Here is a 13070-nt window from a genome sequence, read left to right as displayed (position 1 = left end):
GTATTGTTCGAATTGAAAAGTTCAAATCAAACTTTCAATCCGAATATTACAAAATCACAGAATAAGAAAAGACTATTTCTTAAGCCCCCAAAGTAGCCATTTTGATTGCGGCAATGGCAGCTTCGGTACCCTTGTTACCATGCTTGCCGCCACTTCTTTCTCGGGCTTGTTGCATGTTGTTATCTGTAAGTACACAGAAAATCACGGGAATATCTAACTGCACGTTCAAATCTTTAATGCCCTGTGCGGTAGCGCTGCAAACAAAATCGAAGTGTTTTGTTTCACCTTGAATAACGCTACCAATTGCAATGATAGCATCTACATTATGGGTGGTTGCCAATTTTTTGCTGCCAAATGTAAGTTCGAAACTACCGGGAACATTCCATCTAGTAATATTCTCTTCCAGGGCGCCACAATCGATTAAAGCCTCCTTTGCACCATCAAAAAGACCTTCGGTAATCTCGGCATTCCATTCAGATACAACTATGCCAAAGCGAAGAGCTTTGGCATTGGGTATGGTGTTCTTATTGTAAACAGAAAGATTTTTATTTTCTGTAGCCATTATTTAGTGCTTTTGGCCATTCCGATGAAGGCGTCTATTGAGCGAGCTTCGTCCGAAGATGCGAACTCTTCTTTTATACGCTCAAAATAGGTCAACGCTTTATCTTTTTGTCCTAAATCTAGTGCAGTGACACCTGCCTTGTATAAAAATTTAGGTGCGGTGAAGCTGTTATTGCTGTGGTTTAATGCTTTCTCGTAGTATTCAAGGGCTTCTCCGGGCTGGCCCAATTGCATGAATGCATCACCAAGACCTCCTTTGGCCAAGGCACCAAGTATATCGTCTTCTCCATTGAACTTTTCTAGATGGGTAATCGCTTCTTGATATTTTTGCATGTTCAAATAAGCCATTCCCGCAGAGTAATTGGCCAAATTGGCCGCCTTCGTTCCGCTATACTCGTCGATAATATCTAAAAAACCATACTTACCTTCGGCACCGTTAAGAGCTAAATTGTACAAAGAATCTTTAGCCGTGGTGCTATTGATAGCTTGGTCAAAATATTGCTGGGGGTAGTACATTTCATTGGTGGCGCTTGCCTCCTTTGGTTTGGATACAAATTGAATGTAGGCCAAATAACCCAATACGCCTACTGCAATAACGCCGATAACGCCCAAGATGTAGTTCTGGTTGCCAGCTACCCACTCTTCAGTTTTTGAAGCACTTTCATCCAAAGTGCTAAACACCTCTGCAGTTGCGCTTTCTTGCTCTTCAACTACTTGTTCCTCAACTTTGTTCTTTGGTTTAAAACCGCGCTTTTTATATGTGGCCATCTTGTTTTTTTATAGGTCGCGCAAAAATAAAGTTTTTATCGAAAAACTAAAGGGTATTTATTCGTTATTTTTGGAGTTTTCAGTATAGAAAGCAGTAAATACGGCAGAAGCTCACATGTTTTTAAAAAAATTATCCCTTATAAATTACAAGAATTTTAGCTCTGCAAATTTTGGGTTCGATGAGAAAATCAATTGTATTGTAGGACCGAACGGAATAGGCAAGACCAATGTATTGGATGCTATTTACCATCTCTCTTTTGGTAAAAGTTATTTTAATCCCGTTTCTACCCAAAACATTCGACATGGCGAAGAATTCTTTGTTATCGATGGCGAATTTGAAAAAAAAGAAAGGGATGAAAAAGTAGTCTGCAGCCTAAAAAAGGGAGTCAAAAAAATAATCAAGCGAAATGGCAAGGCCTATGACCGTTTGGCCGATCATATCGGGCTCTTACCATTGGTGATTATATCTCCAGCCGACCGAGACCTGATTATTGAAGGTAGTGATACCCGAAGAAAGTTTATTGACGGTGTAATATCGCAATCCGATAAAGGTTACCTTCAAAACCTCTTAAAGTATAATAAGGTACTGGCCCAGCGTAATTCCCTTTTAAAATACTTTGCGGCTAATAGAACTTTTGATTCAACGACCCTTTCGGTCTATAATGAACAATTGCATGATTACGGTACTAAGATCCATCTAACAAGAGTTCATTTTCTAGAGTCTTTTATACCTATTTTTCAAGAGCAACACCAGGTCATCACCGGGGGTAATGAAGAAGTGTCGTTGGTCTATGAAAGTAAGTTGTTGAAAAAGGGCCTAATTGACCTTTTAGAACGAAATATAGAAAAGGATAGGGCCCTACAGTATACTTCTGTGGGCATTCATAAAGACGACCTCAGTTTTGAGATTCATCAGCATCCTATCAAAAAATTTGGAAGTCAGGGCCAGCAGAAATCTTACTTAATAGCATTAAAGTTTGCCCAATTTCAATTTATTAAAACCCAGTCTAACACAACTCCCATTTTGTTGTTGGATGATATATTTGATAAATTGGATGAGCATCGGGTTGCCCATATAGTCAATTTGGTGAACGATGAGAATTTCGGGCAAATCTTTATTAGCGATACACATGCCGATAGAACGGAAGAAATTGTAAAGCGTATTCATCAATCTTATAAGATTATTAAAATCGATTCCAATCAAAATTCCACTTACGAAAATGAAGAATTGTAAAGGTTTATGGGCCGTTGTATTCGTTTTGTGTCTATCGGCCTGCTCCAATTCGATTAGCGAAGATGATTTAGAGAAACTGAACGGATATTGGGAGATTAGGGAGGTTCAAACACCAGATGGCACTGTAAAACAATACAATGTAAATACCACTGTCGATTATTTTGAGATAAAAGAATTAGAGGGATTTAGAAAAAAGATGCAACCTAAATTCGATGGTACCTACGAAACGTCCGATGATGCCGAAAAGTTTCTGATAGTTGAGGAAGATGGAATGTTTTGGTTACATTATAAGTCAGGACTCAGCGAATGGAAAGAAAAAATTATAGAACTTAAAAAAGCTACTTTTTCGGTGGAAAATGAAGAGGGCATTCAATATGAATATAGTAGATTTGAACCTATTTCAATTATTGAATAATGGCTAAAAGAAAGAATGATAACTTGAGTATGGGCGAGGCTCTTGGCGAATTTATTCGTGAGAATCGGCTACAAGGGGGAATGGATAAAGTAGAGGTAAGAGATGCCTGGAAAAATTTAATGGGAAATGGCGTTAACAACTATACTACGGCTATAGAGTTGAGGGGCGACACGCTATATGTAGCCTTGTCTTCTTCGGTTTTAAGGGAAGAATTAAGCTTGGGCAAATCAAAAATTATAACCATGCTCAATGAAGAATTGGGCCGGGCGTTGGTGAAGAAATTGATATTAAGATAAAAGGCCCTTATTCAATATAGAACAAAGGCCTTTTTAAAATTATTCTGGATTTTCTTAATAAATCTCCCGACCTGAAAAGTGAAAAGCACCTTCAATAGCGGCATTTTCATCACTGTCTGAACCGTGAACCGCATTTTCTGCGATGTCGGTAGCGAACATTTTTCTAATGGTACCTTCGGCAGCATCAGCTGGGTTGGTTGCACCTATTAAGGCCCTAAAATCTTCTACCGCATTGTCTTTTTCCAAAATGGCAGAAACAATAGGTCCGCGGGTCATAAAGGTTACCAACTCACCAAAAAACGGACGCTCTTTGTGAATCGCATAGAATTCCTCGGCATCCCTTTTGCTTAACTGGGTATATTTCATTGCGACAATCTTGAAGCCCGCTGAAGTGATTTTTTCTAAAATAGCTCCGATATGCCCTTTCTCAACGGCATCTGGCTTAATCATCGTAAATGTTCTGTTTGTTGTCATTTCAAAAATTTTGTGCAAAAATAAGCTTTATTGGGCAATAGGCAATATTAAATGAACGCTACGTCTAATGACTTAAACTGATAGTTTTAAGAATGTTGGTTCATCTAGTCCTTATTCAATCAGGTATAATTATTTACAGTATTGCTTGGTTCAACTATCCATCAACCCTTAGTAGTTTATAGGTATCACCTAGATGATGTTTACCGTAATGGTATTATATTGTATCTTTGCGCGCATGAATTCAGAGACCATCAACGCGGTAAAAGAACTACTCTCCCGACCGCAGAAAATTGTTATCGTACCACACAAGAATCCTGATGGCGATGCCATAGGTTCTGCGTTGGCACTTTGGCATTACCTGACAGGAATAGGTCAAGAGACTTCCGTTATCGTACCCAATGATTATCCTAAATTCTTAAAATGGATGCCCGGATGCGGCTCTATCATCAACTTTGAAAGGGAAAATACCCAGGCAAAAGAAAAAATTGACGGTTCGACCCTCATTTTTACTTTAGACTTTAATCACTTAGGAAGAATTGGCCAGATGGAAAAACCATTGCAGGAAAAAGTAGGTCAAATTCCCTTTGTGATGATTGATCATCATCAAGCTCCTTCAGATTACGCTGAGGTCATGTATTCAGATGTGAATATGAGCTCTACTTGTCAGATGGTTTATAATTTTATTGAAAGCATTGATACCGTAGATAAAGTCACTCCCGAAATTGCCAATTGCCTGTATACTGGTATAATGACAGATACCGGATCATTTAAATTCCGTTCCACAAACGGAAGAACACACCGCATTGTGGCCGACTTGATCGATAGAGGTGCAGAAAATACTGAAATACATCATCGGGTATTTGACACCAACACCCCCGAAAGACTACGTTTATTGGGTTGCGCCCTAAATAATTTGGTCATTCTGAAGGAATACCGAACCGCATACATTACACTAAGTCAGCAAGAATTAGATGCCCACAATTTTCAAAAGGGTGATACTGAGGGCTTCGTAAACTATGGTTTGACGCTTGAAGACGTTATTTTCGCTGTTATTTTTATAGAAAACAAAGAAGAAGGTATCATCAAGATTTCGCTGCGATCAATCGGTGATTTTTCGGTCAATGAATTCGCCCGAAACCATTTTGATGGTGGCGGGCATAACAATGCGGCCGGAGGTAGAAGCGAGTTATCACTTGAAGATACCGCAACCCATTTTGAATCGTTGTTGAAGAATTATCAAGCTCAACTCAGACCATGAAAAACTGTATTTTACTTCTCATAACAGCTATTTTTTTTGTCAATTGTGGAGGTCCTGAACCTAGAAGACCAGTGAAGGTTACTTCGGGAAGCTTTTTCAAAGAGTCGGTAGAGCGAAATAAAGTACTCTTGGCGCAAGAAGAAAAAGCCATGCAAAAATTGATAGAAAGAGATAGCGCCAATGAATATGTTCATAGTTCTACAGGTTCATGGTATTACTACGAAACCAGAAATGAACAGTACGAATATACACCCCAACCTGATGATTTGGTTTCCTTGACCTATGCTTTAATGACTTTTGAAGGAGATACCATCTATTCGCAAGATGAAATAGGTGTATTTCAATATAAGGTAGATAAACAAGAATTGTTTCCCGGTCTTCGCAATAGCGTTAAACTATTAAAAGAAGGTGAGACCGCCGTATTTCTTTTTCCTTCTTCCTTAGGTTTTGGTTATCATGGAGATAATAATAAAATAGGGGTCAACGTTCCCCTAAAGGCAAGAGTAACTTTGCTGAAAATTGAAGAACAACATGAAAATGTTGATGAAATAGAATCAGAATAGAAAACCCAAATTATTTAATAATGAAAAGAGCTTATTTATTTCTTTTGATGCTAGGTGTACTACTGGCCGGTTGTAAAAGTCAGTATGCCGAATTGGGCGATGGACTTTTCGCCGATATTCAAACAACGAAAGGTGATATAATCGTTAAGTTAGAATATGAAAAGACACCGGTGACGGTAGCTAATTTTGTTTCATTGGCAGAGGGTAAAAATCCTTTTGTCGCCGATAGCTTAAAGGATAAAAAATACTACGATGGGGTTATTTTTCATAGGGTCATTAAAGATTTTATGATCCAGGGTGGAGACCCTACAGCCTCCGGTAGAGGTAACCCAGGCTACAAGTTTAAAGATGAATTTAACGATAGTTTGGTTCATGATAGAAAAGGAATTCTTTCGATGGCCAACTCGGGGCCAAAAACCAATGGCAGCCAGTTTTTCATCACCCATAAACCGACACCATTTTTGAACGGTAAGCACACCGTTTTTGGCGAAGTAGTGGAGGGTATGGATGTAGTTGATTCTATTGCAAACGTAAAGACCTCTCAAAACCCTGCAACCAAAGATCGCCCAGAGATTGATGTGGTCATGAACAAGGTTGAAATAGTTCGAAACGGAAAAGAAGCCAAAAAGTTCGATGCCGTTCAGGTAATGAATGATTATTTCGCCGAAGAGGAAGCCCGAATTGCCGCCTTTGAAAAGATGAAAAGCGATTTTACTGCTTCTTTGCCAACTAAAAAACAAGAGGCCGAAGAATTGCCATCAGGCCTTAAGTTGAAGAGGTTAAAAGAGGGTGAGGGTCCTAAACCAAAAACCGGTGACCAAGTATTGGTTTATTATGCAGGCTATTTAGAAGACGGTACATTGTTCGATAGCAATTATGAAGATGTAGCGGTCAAATACAATAAATTTGACGAGCGTAGGAAGATGGGTGGCGGTTATGAGCCTCTACCAATGGATTATAGTCCGGATGCTCGTTTAATTGCTGGCTTTAAAGAAGGTTTATTGAATATGAAGGTAGGAGATAAGGTAAGAATTTATATACCCTCGCATTTAGGTTACGGGCCTCAAGGTACGGGACCTATTCCGCCGAATGCCGATTTGGTTTTTGATTTGGAAATCGCAGGGATAGCAGAGTAATTCTAGGATAATCAAGAAAAGAAAAACCTTGCAAAAGCGAGGTTTTTCTTTTTTATAAGCAGCGTAAATTAATCAATTGTGCAGTTCATCTAATTTTAATAATAGATAGGTAATACGGCTCGTTGTATAAGCAAACAGTATAACCTAAATCTTTATTTTATGAATTGGTACTTAAAAGTATTGCAGAACTACGCTAATTTTGAAGGAAGGGCTCGACGAAAGGAGTATTGGATGTTCTTTTTGTTCAATACCATTATCTCCTACGGCTTACAGATTATTGCCATTGCAATGGACACTCCTGTTCTCTTCTTTGCTTCTATGCTTTATTCACTTGGAGTAATCATACCGGCCATAGCCGTTGGTGTTCGCAGAATGCATGATGTTGGTAAGAGCGGTTGGTATATTCTGGTTCCGTTTTACAATTTATATTTGGCCTGTTCCGATAGTGAACCCGGTGACAATAAGTGGGGTTCTAACCCAAAGGCAGAAGAAAACCCTTCTTTACAAAAGGTTTGAAAAATAAAGTATCATCAAAAAGGGCCGATTGAAAATCGGCCCTTTTTATTATTTTTTAGGAGTATCCTTCAAAATTTCCAATAGAAATTTCCAAAATTTCTGAACGGAAGAAATACTGACCCTCTCATCCGGGGAGTGGGCGCCCATGATAGTCGGGCCAAAGCTTATCATATCCATTTCAGGATAATTTTTTCCAAGAATTCCACATTCCAAACCTGCATGACAGGCTACTACCTTCGGTTCTTCGTTGAACATCTTTTCATATTTCTCTTTTGCGACCTTTAAAATGGCCGAATCGGGGTTCGGTGACCATCCTGGATAACTACCACTAAATTGAACATCACATCGGGCCAATTCAAAAGCGCTTTTTAAGGCGTGGGCCAAATCCATTTTTGCAGAATCAACAGATGAACGGGTTAGGCATCCTATTTTTATGTTACCATTTTTGACTTCTACCCGGGCCACGTTGTTGGAAGTCTCTACCAAATCAGGAATCGCTACACTCATTGCATACACTCCGTTGTGTGCCGTATAAATAGCTTTTAGAAGTCTTTCTTGAGCCCCAACGCCCATTACATTCTTGGGTAGTTTAATCTCTGAAACAGCGATATTAAGGTTAGGTTCTTGAACTACCAATTCTTTCTTGATGATCTCCGACCATTGTTCAAAGGCAGATTTGAACTCATCTGTTTGAGATTTAAGAACCACAACCTTTGCTATACTTTCCCTAGGTATGGCATTACGCAAGCTACCTCCTTCTATTTCCGAAATACGCATCATGAATTGAGTAGACCCGTAGTAGAGAATTCTGTTCATGATTTTATTGGCATTTCCCAAACCTCTATGAATATCGATACCGCTATGACCGCCTTGAAGTCCGTTAACGGTTATCTCATAACCTACGGTCGCCCTTGGTACTGGTTTATGATTGTATTTTCGGGTAGCGGTTACATCGATGCCCCCGGCGCACCCAATATCTAGTTCGTCATCTTCTTCAGTATCTAGGTTCAGTAGCATATCACCCTTCAACATATTGGGCTGAAGCCCCATAGCACCGGTCATACCGGTTTCTTCATCAATGGTAAAAAGGGCTTCTAATGGGGGGTGTTGAATGTCTTTGCTTTCTAAAAGTGCCATGATGGCTGCCACTCCCATTCCATTATCGGCACCTAGTGTGGTACCCTTGGCTTTTACCCAATCATTCTCTATAAACATTTCTATGCCTTGGGTGTCAAAATCAAAATCTGTGTTATTGTTCTTTTGGTGAACCATATCAAGATGCGACTGCAGGGTAACCATTTTTCGGTTTTCCATTCCTGAGGTAGCCGGTTTTCTTATGATAACATTGCCGACAAGGTCTTTTTCGGTCTCTAAATTCAGGGAAGCACCGAAATCCATCATAAATTGAATGACTCTCTCTTCTTTTTTCGATGGCCTCGGCACTGCATTTAGGTCAGCAAATTTATTCCAAACGGCTATGGGCTCTAATTCTCTTATTTCTTTGTTCATAATCAATATTTGTGCAGCAAAAATAAATACTCTAAAATTGGTTTGGCAGTTATTTGGTTAATTTTGAATTTTATGCGACCGTTCAGCGGATAGTTGGCCCATTGCGGAAGGTTTTAATCACTTTTGTCCCAAATTCAATCAATAGTATACCATTGAACCACAAATTTAAAAATGCCGTAGCTCTTAGTTTAGTACCGCAAATTTTTATGGTGGCATGGTTGGGCAGTAACCCAGATGTGGTCGAGAACTATTATAGCCAAGGTTTCTACCCCTTGATAAGTAAGTTTTTTAGATTTCTTTTCGGATGGATTCCCTTTTCCTTTGGCGATATCATTTATACGCTACTACTTGCAATAGCAATAGCATACCTCTTCAAGAATTGGAAGACAATTAGTGGTAAACCTTTATGGTTTCTAAGGGATGTTGTGATGGTTCTTTCGGTATTCTATTTTACCTTTAATATGGTATGGGGTCTTAATTATTATAGGCAGCCGATTTCTGAAAAATTCGGAATTAGAGATTCTGTTCAAACCCACGAAGTAATAGAGCTTACCGCAAAATTAATACAGAAGGTCAACCGGCTACAGACAGAAATAACCGGAGATTCGGTTCAGATGGTTCAAGTGCCCTATTCCAGAAACGAAATATTCGATAAGACCATTGATGAATATGACAAGACCCAGAGTCAACTTCCATTTCTCACCTATGAAAGGCCGAGCTTAAAAAAATCGGTTTATAGTACACTCTCGTGTTATTTAGGTATTGGAGGCTATTTGAACCCTTTTACGAACGAAGCACAAGTCAATGGCCTCACCCCAGTTTTTAGGTTTCCAGTGGTGAGTGCCCATGAGGTGGGGCATCAGGTGGGCTACTCCAAAGAAAATGAGACCAATTTTATAGGTTATTTGATGACGTCAAAGAACAATGATATCTATTTTCAATACTCGGCAGCCGCTTATGCCCTCAGTCATTGTCTCAGTGCGGTAAGAAGATATGATGAAGACCTATTTCAAGAGATGTATTCAGATATAAATTTTGGGGTACAAGAGAATTATAGAGAGCTGTATGAATTCAATCAGAAGTATATTAATCCTTTTGAGCCTATCTTCAAATCGATATTTAATACGTTTCTAAAAGCCAATCAACAAAAAGACGGTATCGAAAGTTATAGTAAGATAGTAGAGTTGATGGTCGGCTACCATGAAATAAACCCGTTATAATCGATTAATTTAGATAGATATCTTTCATTTCACTAAGTCTATAAAATCTAAGAGCTGTTGTTCATTTTATAATAAAAATTAGCTTCACGTAGCCTTAATATTTCTTTTAACCGAGGGCTTTGGTTACTTTTAGGCTTTTCAGAAAATCATACAGTATATGTTGAAGTTTAGGGCGACCCTTTTGACATTATTCAGTTGCACAATTTTGGCTGCACAAGAATATTTTCCAGCGAATGGCGAGGTAAAAACGAAGAACAATAATTATATGGCATTGACCAATGCCAAGATCTTTGTCTCTCCTTCACAAGTTCTTGAAAAGGGTACCTTGCTGATTCGAAACGGTAAAGTGGTCAAGGTAGGGAAGTCAGTGGACCTGCCCGAGAATACGGTGGTAGTTGAGGCTGCAGGTAGGTGGATATACCCTTCTTTTATAGATATTTTTTCAGATTTTGGAATTTCAAAACCGGAAAAGGCAGAAGCAGAAGGAAGGTCAGCCGAATACGAGCCTTCGAGAGATGGTTATTATTGGAATGATCATATAATGCCCGAAAATGATGCAATCGATAAATTTACCTACGATCAAAAGGAAGCCGAAAAACTACTAAAGAACGGTTTTGGGGTCGTCAACTCACATATTCAAGATGGTATAGCCCGCGGTACCGGGGTACTGATTGCATTGAACGATAGGGAGAATGATGCCGTGAGAATTTTGAATGACCGCTCGGCTCAGTACTTCTCTTTTACCAAGAGTATTGCGCAACGACAATCGTACCCCACCTCTTTAATGGGGGCAATGGCGCTTTTGCGGCAAATGTATGCTGATGCCGATTGGTACGAAAAAGGCAATGTTGATACTAAAGACCGTTCCCTTGAGGCTCTTATGGCAAACAAGGGTCTGGTTCAGATTTTTTCTGCGGAAGATAAAGGCAATGTGTTGAGAGCCGATGGTATCGGAGATCAGTTCGGAATTCAGTACGCCATTTTAGCGGGAGGCGATGAGTACGAAAGGGTTTCTGAAATTAAGGCGACCAACGCTTCACTAATTCTACCCTTAAACTTTCCGGATGCATATGATGTCGAAGACCCCTATGCCGTTCATCATTTATCGTTGAAATCGATGCGCCATTGGAACCAAGCTCCGGCAAATCCTAAAATATTAGCGGAAAACGAGGTGCCTTTTGCTTTTACCCTTCACGGTTTGAAAACCTCCGATGATTTTATGACCCGATTACAAAAAGCAATTGCTTACGGGTTACCGAAAACCAAGGCCCTTCATGCATTAACGACCGAACCGGCCCGAATTCTTCAAAAAAGCAACGATTTAGGAACCTTACAAGAAGGTAGAATAGCTAACTTTTTGATTTCATCGGGAGATATTTTTGACAAAGAGACTGTTCTTTATGAGAATTGGGTGCAGGGAAAAAAGTATGTGGTTAACGATATAGATAAGAAGGATATTAGGGGAGAGTACGATGTAACTATTGACAATCAAAAATTTTCACTTTCCATCAAAGGAAAATCTGTAGAACCGAAAATAGAAGTCAAGAAAGATACTTTAAAGCTAAAGGCACAACTGAAATACAACGAGGGTTGGCTGACCATTGCAATTATCGATAAGAACAACAAAACATATCGATTATCAACTTCGAACGAAGGCATTACCGATAACCAAATTAAGGGTAAGGTTTTATTAGGTGATGGTAGAGAATCAACCTTTTCAGCTGTTGAGACAGCTCCCTTTTCTCAAAAGGATAAAAAAGAGAATTATATGCCCCCTTTGACGGAAGTTACCTATCCGAACATTGGTTATGGCTATGAAAAGATTCCCCAAGCCCAAAATATGCTTTTCAAGAATGCCACGGTATGGACGAGTGAAGAGCAGGGAATCTTAAAAAATACCGATGTACTGGTAAAAAACGGAAAAATTCAGAAAGTAGGCGCTGATTTAAATGCAGGAGGCGCAACGGTCATTGATGCGACCGGAAAGCACCTAACGGCTGGCATTATCGACGAACATAGCCATATTGCCGCACTTGCCATTAATGAAGCCGGTCAAAATTCTTCCGCAGAAGTTCAGATGCAAGATGTGGTCGACAATGAAGATAAAGGTATTTATCATGCTTTGGCTGGTGGGGTAACGACCCTACAATTACTTCATGGTTCAGCAAACCCAATAGGGGGTCAATCGGCTATAATGAAACTGAAGTGGGGCATGCTGCCCAACGAAATGGTCTATGAGAATTCTCCGAAGTTCATCAAGTTCGCCTTAGGGGAGAATGTTAAGCAGAGCAATTGGGGTAGTTATACCCGATTTCCTCAAACCAGAATGGGGGTAGAACAGGTTTTTATGAACTATTTTCAAAGAGCTAAAGAATATTTGGCGAAAAAAGAGAGCGGTGAACCCTACCGTTACGATGAAGAAATGGAAACCTTAGGCGAAATTCTTCGTGGCGAACGATTTATTACCTGTCACAGTTATGTTCAAAGTGAGATAAACATGATGATGAAAGTGGCCGAGAAGTTCGATTTTAAGGTCAATACCTTTACCCATATTTTAGAGGGATACAAGGTAGCCGATAAGATGAAAGAACACGGGGTAGGGGGCGGCACCTTCAGCGATTGGTGGGCCTATAAATTCGAAGTAAATGACGCTATACCGTACAATGCCGCTATCATGCATAATCAAGGTGTTACGGTTGCCATCAATAGCGATGATGCCGAAATGATAAGAAGGCTTAATCAAGAGGCGGCCAAAACAATGAAATATGGTGCCTTATCTGAAGAGGAAGCTTGGAAAATGGTCACTATTAATCCTGCTAAATTATTGCATTTAGACCAGCGAACGGGAAGTATCAAAGAAGGTAAAGATGCAGATTTGGTACTTTGGAGCCATCACCCATTATCAATTTATGCAAAAGCTGAAAAGACTATTATTGATGGTGCTATATTCTTTGATATTGAAAAAGATGCAATGCTTAGAAAATCGGTAAAAGAAGAACGAAACAAACTGATCAATCAAATGCTTATTGTCAAGCAGGGAGGTGCAAAAACACAAAAACCTGAGGAAGACAAAAAAGAACTGATGCATTGCGATACAGGGGCCTAATTAAAATAGTTACT

Annotated in this window: 13 protein-coding genes; 9 read left to right on the top strand and 4 right to left on the bottom strand. The window is 39.5% G+C overall.

Annotated elements, in window-relative coordinates:
* Positions 1-79 precede the first annotated feature (79 nt).
* Together ribH and D1013_RS14505 are read right to left on the bottom strand one after the other, a co-directional pair.
* Positions 80-562, bottom strand: coding sequence for a 6,7-dimethyl-8-ribityllumazine synthase (gene ribH, locus D1013_RS14510; RefSeq protein ID WP_121849520.1), 483 nt, complete (start codon positions 560-562; stop codon positions 80-82).
* A complete protein-coding gene (locus tag D1013_RS14505; protein ID WP_121849519.1) occupies positions 562-1329 on the bottom strand; it encodes a tetratricopeptide repeat protein in 768 nt (255 codons plus the stop codon). Before D1013_RS14505 ends, ribH begins: the two co-directional genes overlap by 1 nt.
* A 115-nt stretch (positions 1330-1444) precedes the next feature.
* On the opposite strand from D1013_RS14505, the gene recF reads away from it, so the two are divergent.
* The 3 genes from recF to D1013_RS14490 are packed head-to-tail and all read left to right on the top strand — an operon-like array spanning position 1445 to position 3274.
* Positions 1445-2563, top strand: a complete 1119-nt coding sequence (recF, locus tag D1013_RS14500; protein ID WP_121849518.1) for a DNA replication/repair protein RecF — start codon at positions 1445-1447, stop codon at positions 2561-2563.
* Entirely contained in the window at positions 2550-2978 is a 429-nt protein-coding gene (locus tag D1013_RS14495; RefSeq protein ID WP_121849517.1) for a hypothetical protein, read from the top strand. Before recF ends, D1013_RS14495 begins: the two co-directional genes overlap by 14 nt.
* On the top strand, positions 2978-3274 hold the full coding sequence (locus tag D1013_RS14490; RefSeq protein ID WP_121849516.1) for a DciA family protein: 297 nt from the start codon (positions 2978-2980) through the stop codon (positions 3272-3274). The genes D1013_RS14495 and D1013_RS14490 overlap by 1 nt, the downstream gene beginning before the upstream one ends.
* Before the next feature lie 54 nt (positions 3275-3328).
* Here the strand turns inward: D1013_RS14490 and D1013_RS14485 are convergent, their stop codons facing one another.
* A complete protein-coding gene (locus D1013_RS14485) occupies positions 3329-3748 on the bottom strand; it encodes a nucleoside-diphosphate kinase (RefSeq protein WP_121849515.1) in 420 nt (139 codons plus the stop codon).
* 235 nt (positions 3749-3983) lie between these two features.
* On the opposite strand from D1013_RS14485, the gene D1013_RS14480 reads away from it, so the two are divergent.
* From D1013_RS14480 to D1013_RS14465, 4 genes are all read left to right on the top strand, one after another.
* Positions 3984-5006, top strand: a complete 1023-nt coding sequence (locus D1013_RS14480) for a DHH family phosphoesterase (protein ID WP_121849514.1) — start codon at positions 3984-3986, stop codon at positions 5004-5006.
* Positions 5003-5569 carry a gliding motility-associated peptidyl-prolyl isomerase GldI gene (gene gldI / locus D1013_RS14475; RefSeq protein WP_121849513.1) on the top strand — a complete coding sequence of 189 codons (567 nt, stop codon included), beginning with the start codon at positions 5003-5005 and terminating at the stop codon, positions 5567-5569. Before D1013_RS14480 ends, gldI begins: the two co-directional genes overlap by 4 nt.
* A 20-nt stretch (positions 5570-5589) precedes the next feature.
* Positions 5590-6705, top strand: a complete 1116-nt coding sequence (locus D1013_RS14470) for a peptidylprolyl isomerase (RefSeq protein WP_121849512.1) — start codon at positions 5590-5592, stop codon at positions 6703-6705.
* A 159-nt stretch (positions 6706-6864) separates the two neighbouring features.
* Positions 6865-7221, top strand: coding sequence for a DUF805 domain-containing protein (locus D1013_RS14465; protein ID WP_121849511.1), 357 nt, complete (start codon positions 6865-6867; stop codon positions 7219-7221).
* Positions 7222-7269: 48 nt separating this feature from the next.
* Here the strand turns inward: D1013_RS14465 and D1013_RS14460 are convergent, their stop codons facing one another.
* A complete protein-coding gene (locus tag D1013_RS14460) occupies positions 7270-8730 on the bottom strand; it encodes an aminoacyl-histidine dipeptidase (protein WP_121849510.1) in 1461 nt (486 codons plus the stop codon).
* A 152-nt stretch (positions 8731-8882) separates the two neighbouring features.
* Between D1013_RS14460 and D1013_RS14455 the strand changes: the two genes are divergently transcribed.
* Both D1013_RS14455 and D1013_RS14450 read left to right on the top strand, forming a co-directional pair.
* Positions 8883-9950, top strand: a complete 1068-nt coding sequence (locus D1013_RS14455; RefSeq protein ID WP_121849509.1) for a DUF3810 domain-containing protein — start codon at positions 8883-8885, stop codon at positions 9948-9950.
* A gap of 160 nt (positions 9951-10110) precedes the next feature.
* Positions 10111-13056, top strand: coding sequence for an amidohydrolase family protein (locus D1013_RS14450; protein WP_394343385.1), 2946 nt, complete (start codon positions 10111-10113; stop codon positions 13054-13056).
* The last annotated feature ends 14 nt before the right edge of the window (positions 13057-13070 follow it).

This window comes from Euzebyella marina, assembly GCF_003687485.1.
Taxonomy (GTDB): domain Bacteria; phylum Bacteroidota; class Bacteroidia; order Flavobacteriales; family Flavobacteriaceae; genus Euzebyella; species Euzebyella marina.
Note: the sequence above shows the minus strand (reverse complement) of the source record. Positions and strands in the feature narration are given on the sequence as shown.

Coding starts and splice junctions, on each gene's coding strand:
- recF (WP_121849518.1), top strand. CDS start 1,445: ATGTTTTTAAAAAAATTATCCCTTATAAATTACAAGAATTTTAGCTCT.
- D1013_RS14460 (WP_121849510.1), bottom strand. CDS start 8,730: ATGAACAAAGAAATAAGAGAATTAGAGCCCATAGCCGTTTGGAATAAA.
- D1013_RS14495 (WP_121849517.1), top strand. CDS start 2,550: ATGAAGAATTGTAAAGGTTTATGGGCCGTTGTATTCGTTTTGTGTCTA.
- D1013_RS14490 (WP_121849516.1), top strand. CDS start 2,978: ATGGCTAAAAGAAAGAATGATAACTTGAGTATGGGCGAGGCTCTTGGC.
- D1013_RS14505 (WP_121849519.1), bottom strand. CDS start 1,329: ATGGCCACATATAAAAAGCGCGGTTTTAAACCAAAGAACAAAGTTGAG.
- gldI (WP_121849513.1), top strand. CDS start 5,003: ATGAAAAACTGTATTTTACTTCTCATAACAGCTATTTTTTTTGTCAAT.
- ribH (WP_121849520.1), bottom strand. CDS start 562: ATGGCTACAGAAAATAAAAATCTTTCTGTTTACAATAAGAACACCATA.
- D1013_RS14470 (WP_121849512.1), top strand. CDS start 5,590: ATGAAAAGAGCTTATTTATTTCTTTTGATGCTAGGTGTACTACTGGCC.
- D1013_RS14480 (WP_121849514.1), top strand. CDS start 3,984: ATGAATTCAGAGACCATCAACGCGGTAAAAGAACTACTCTCCCGACCG.
- D1013_RS14465 (WP_121849511.1), top strand. CDS start 6,865: ATGAATTGGTACTTAAAAGTATTGCAGAACTACGCTAATTTTGAAGGA.
- D1013_RS14485 (WP_121849515.1), bottom strand. CDS start 3,748: ATGACAACAAACAGAACATTTACGATGATTAAGCCAGATGCCGTTGAG.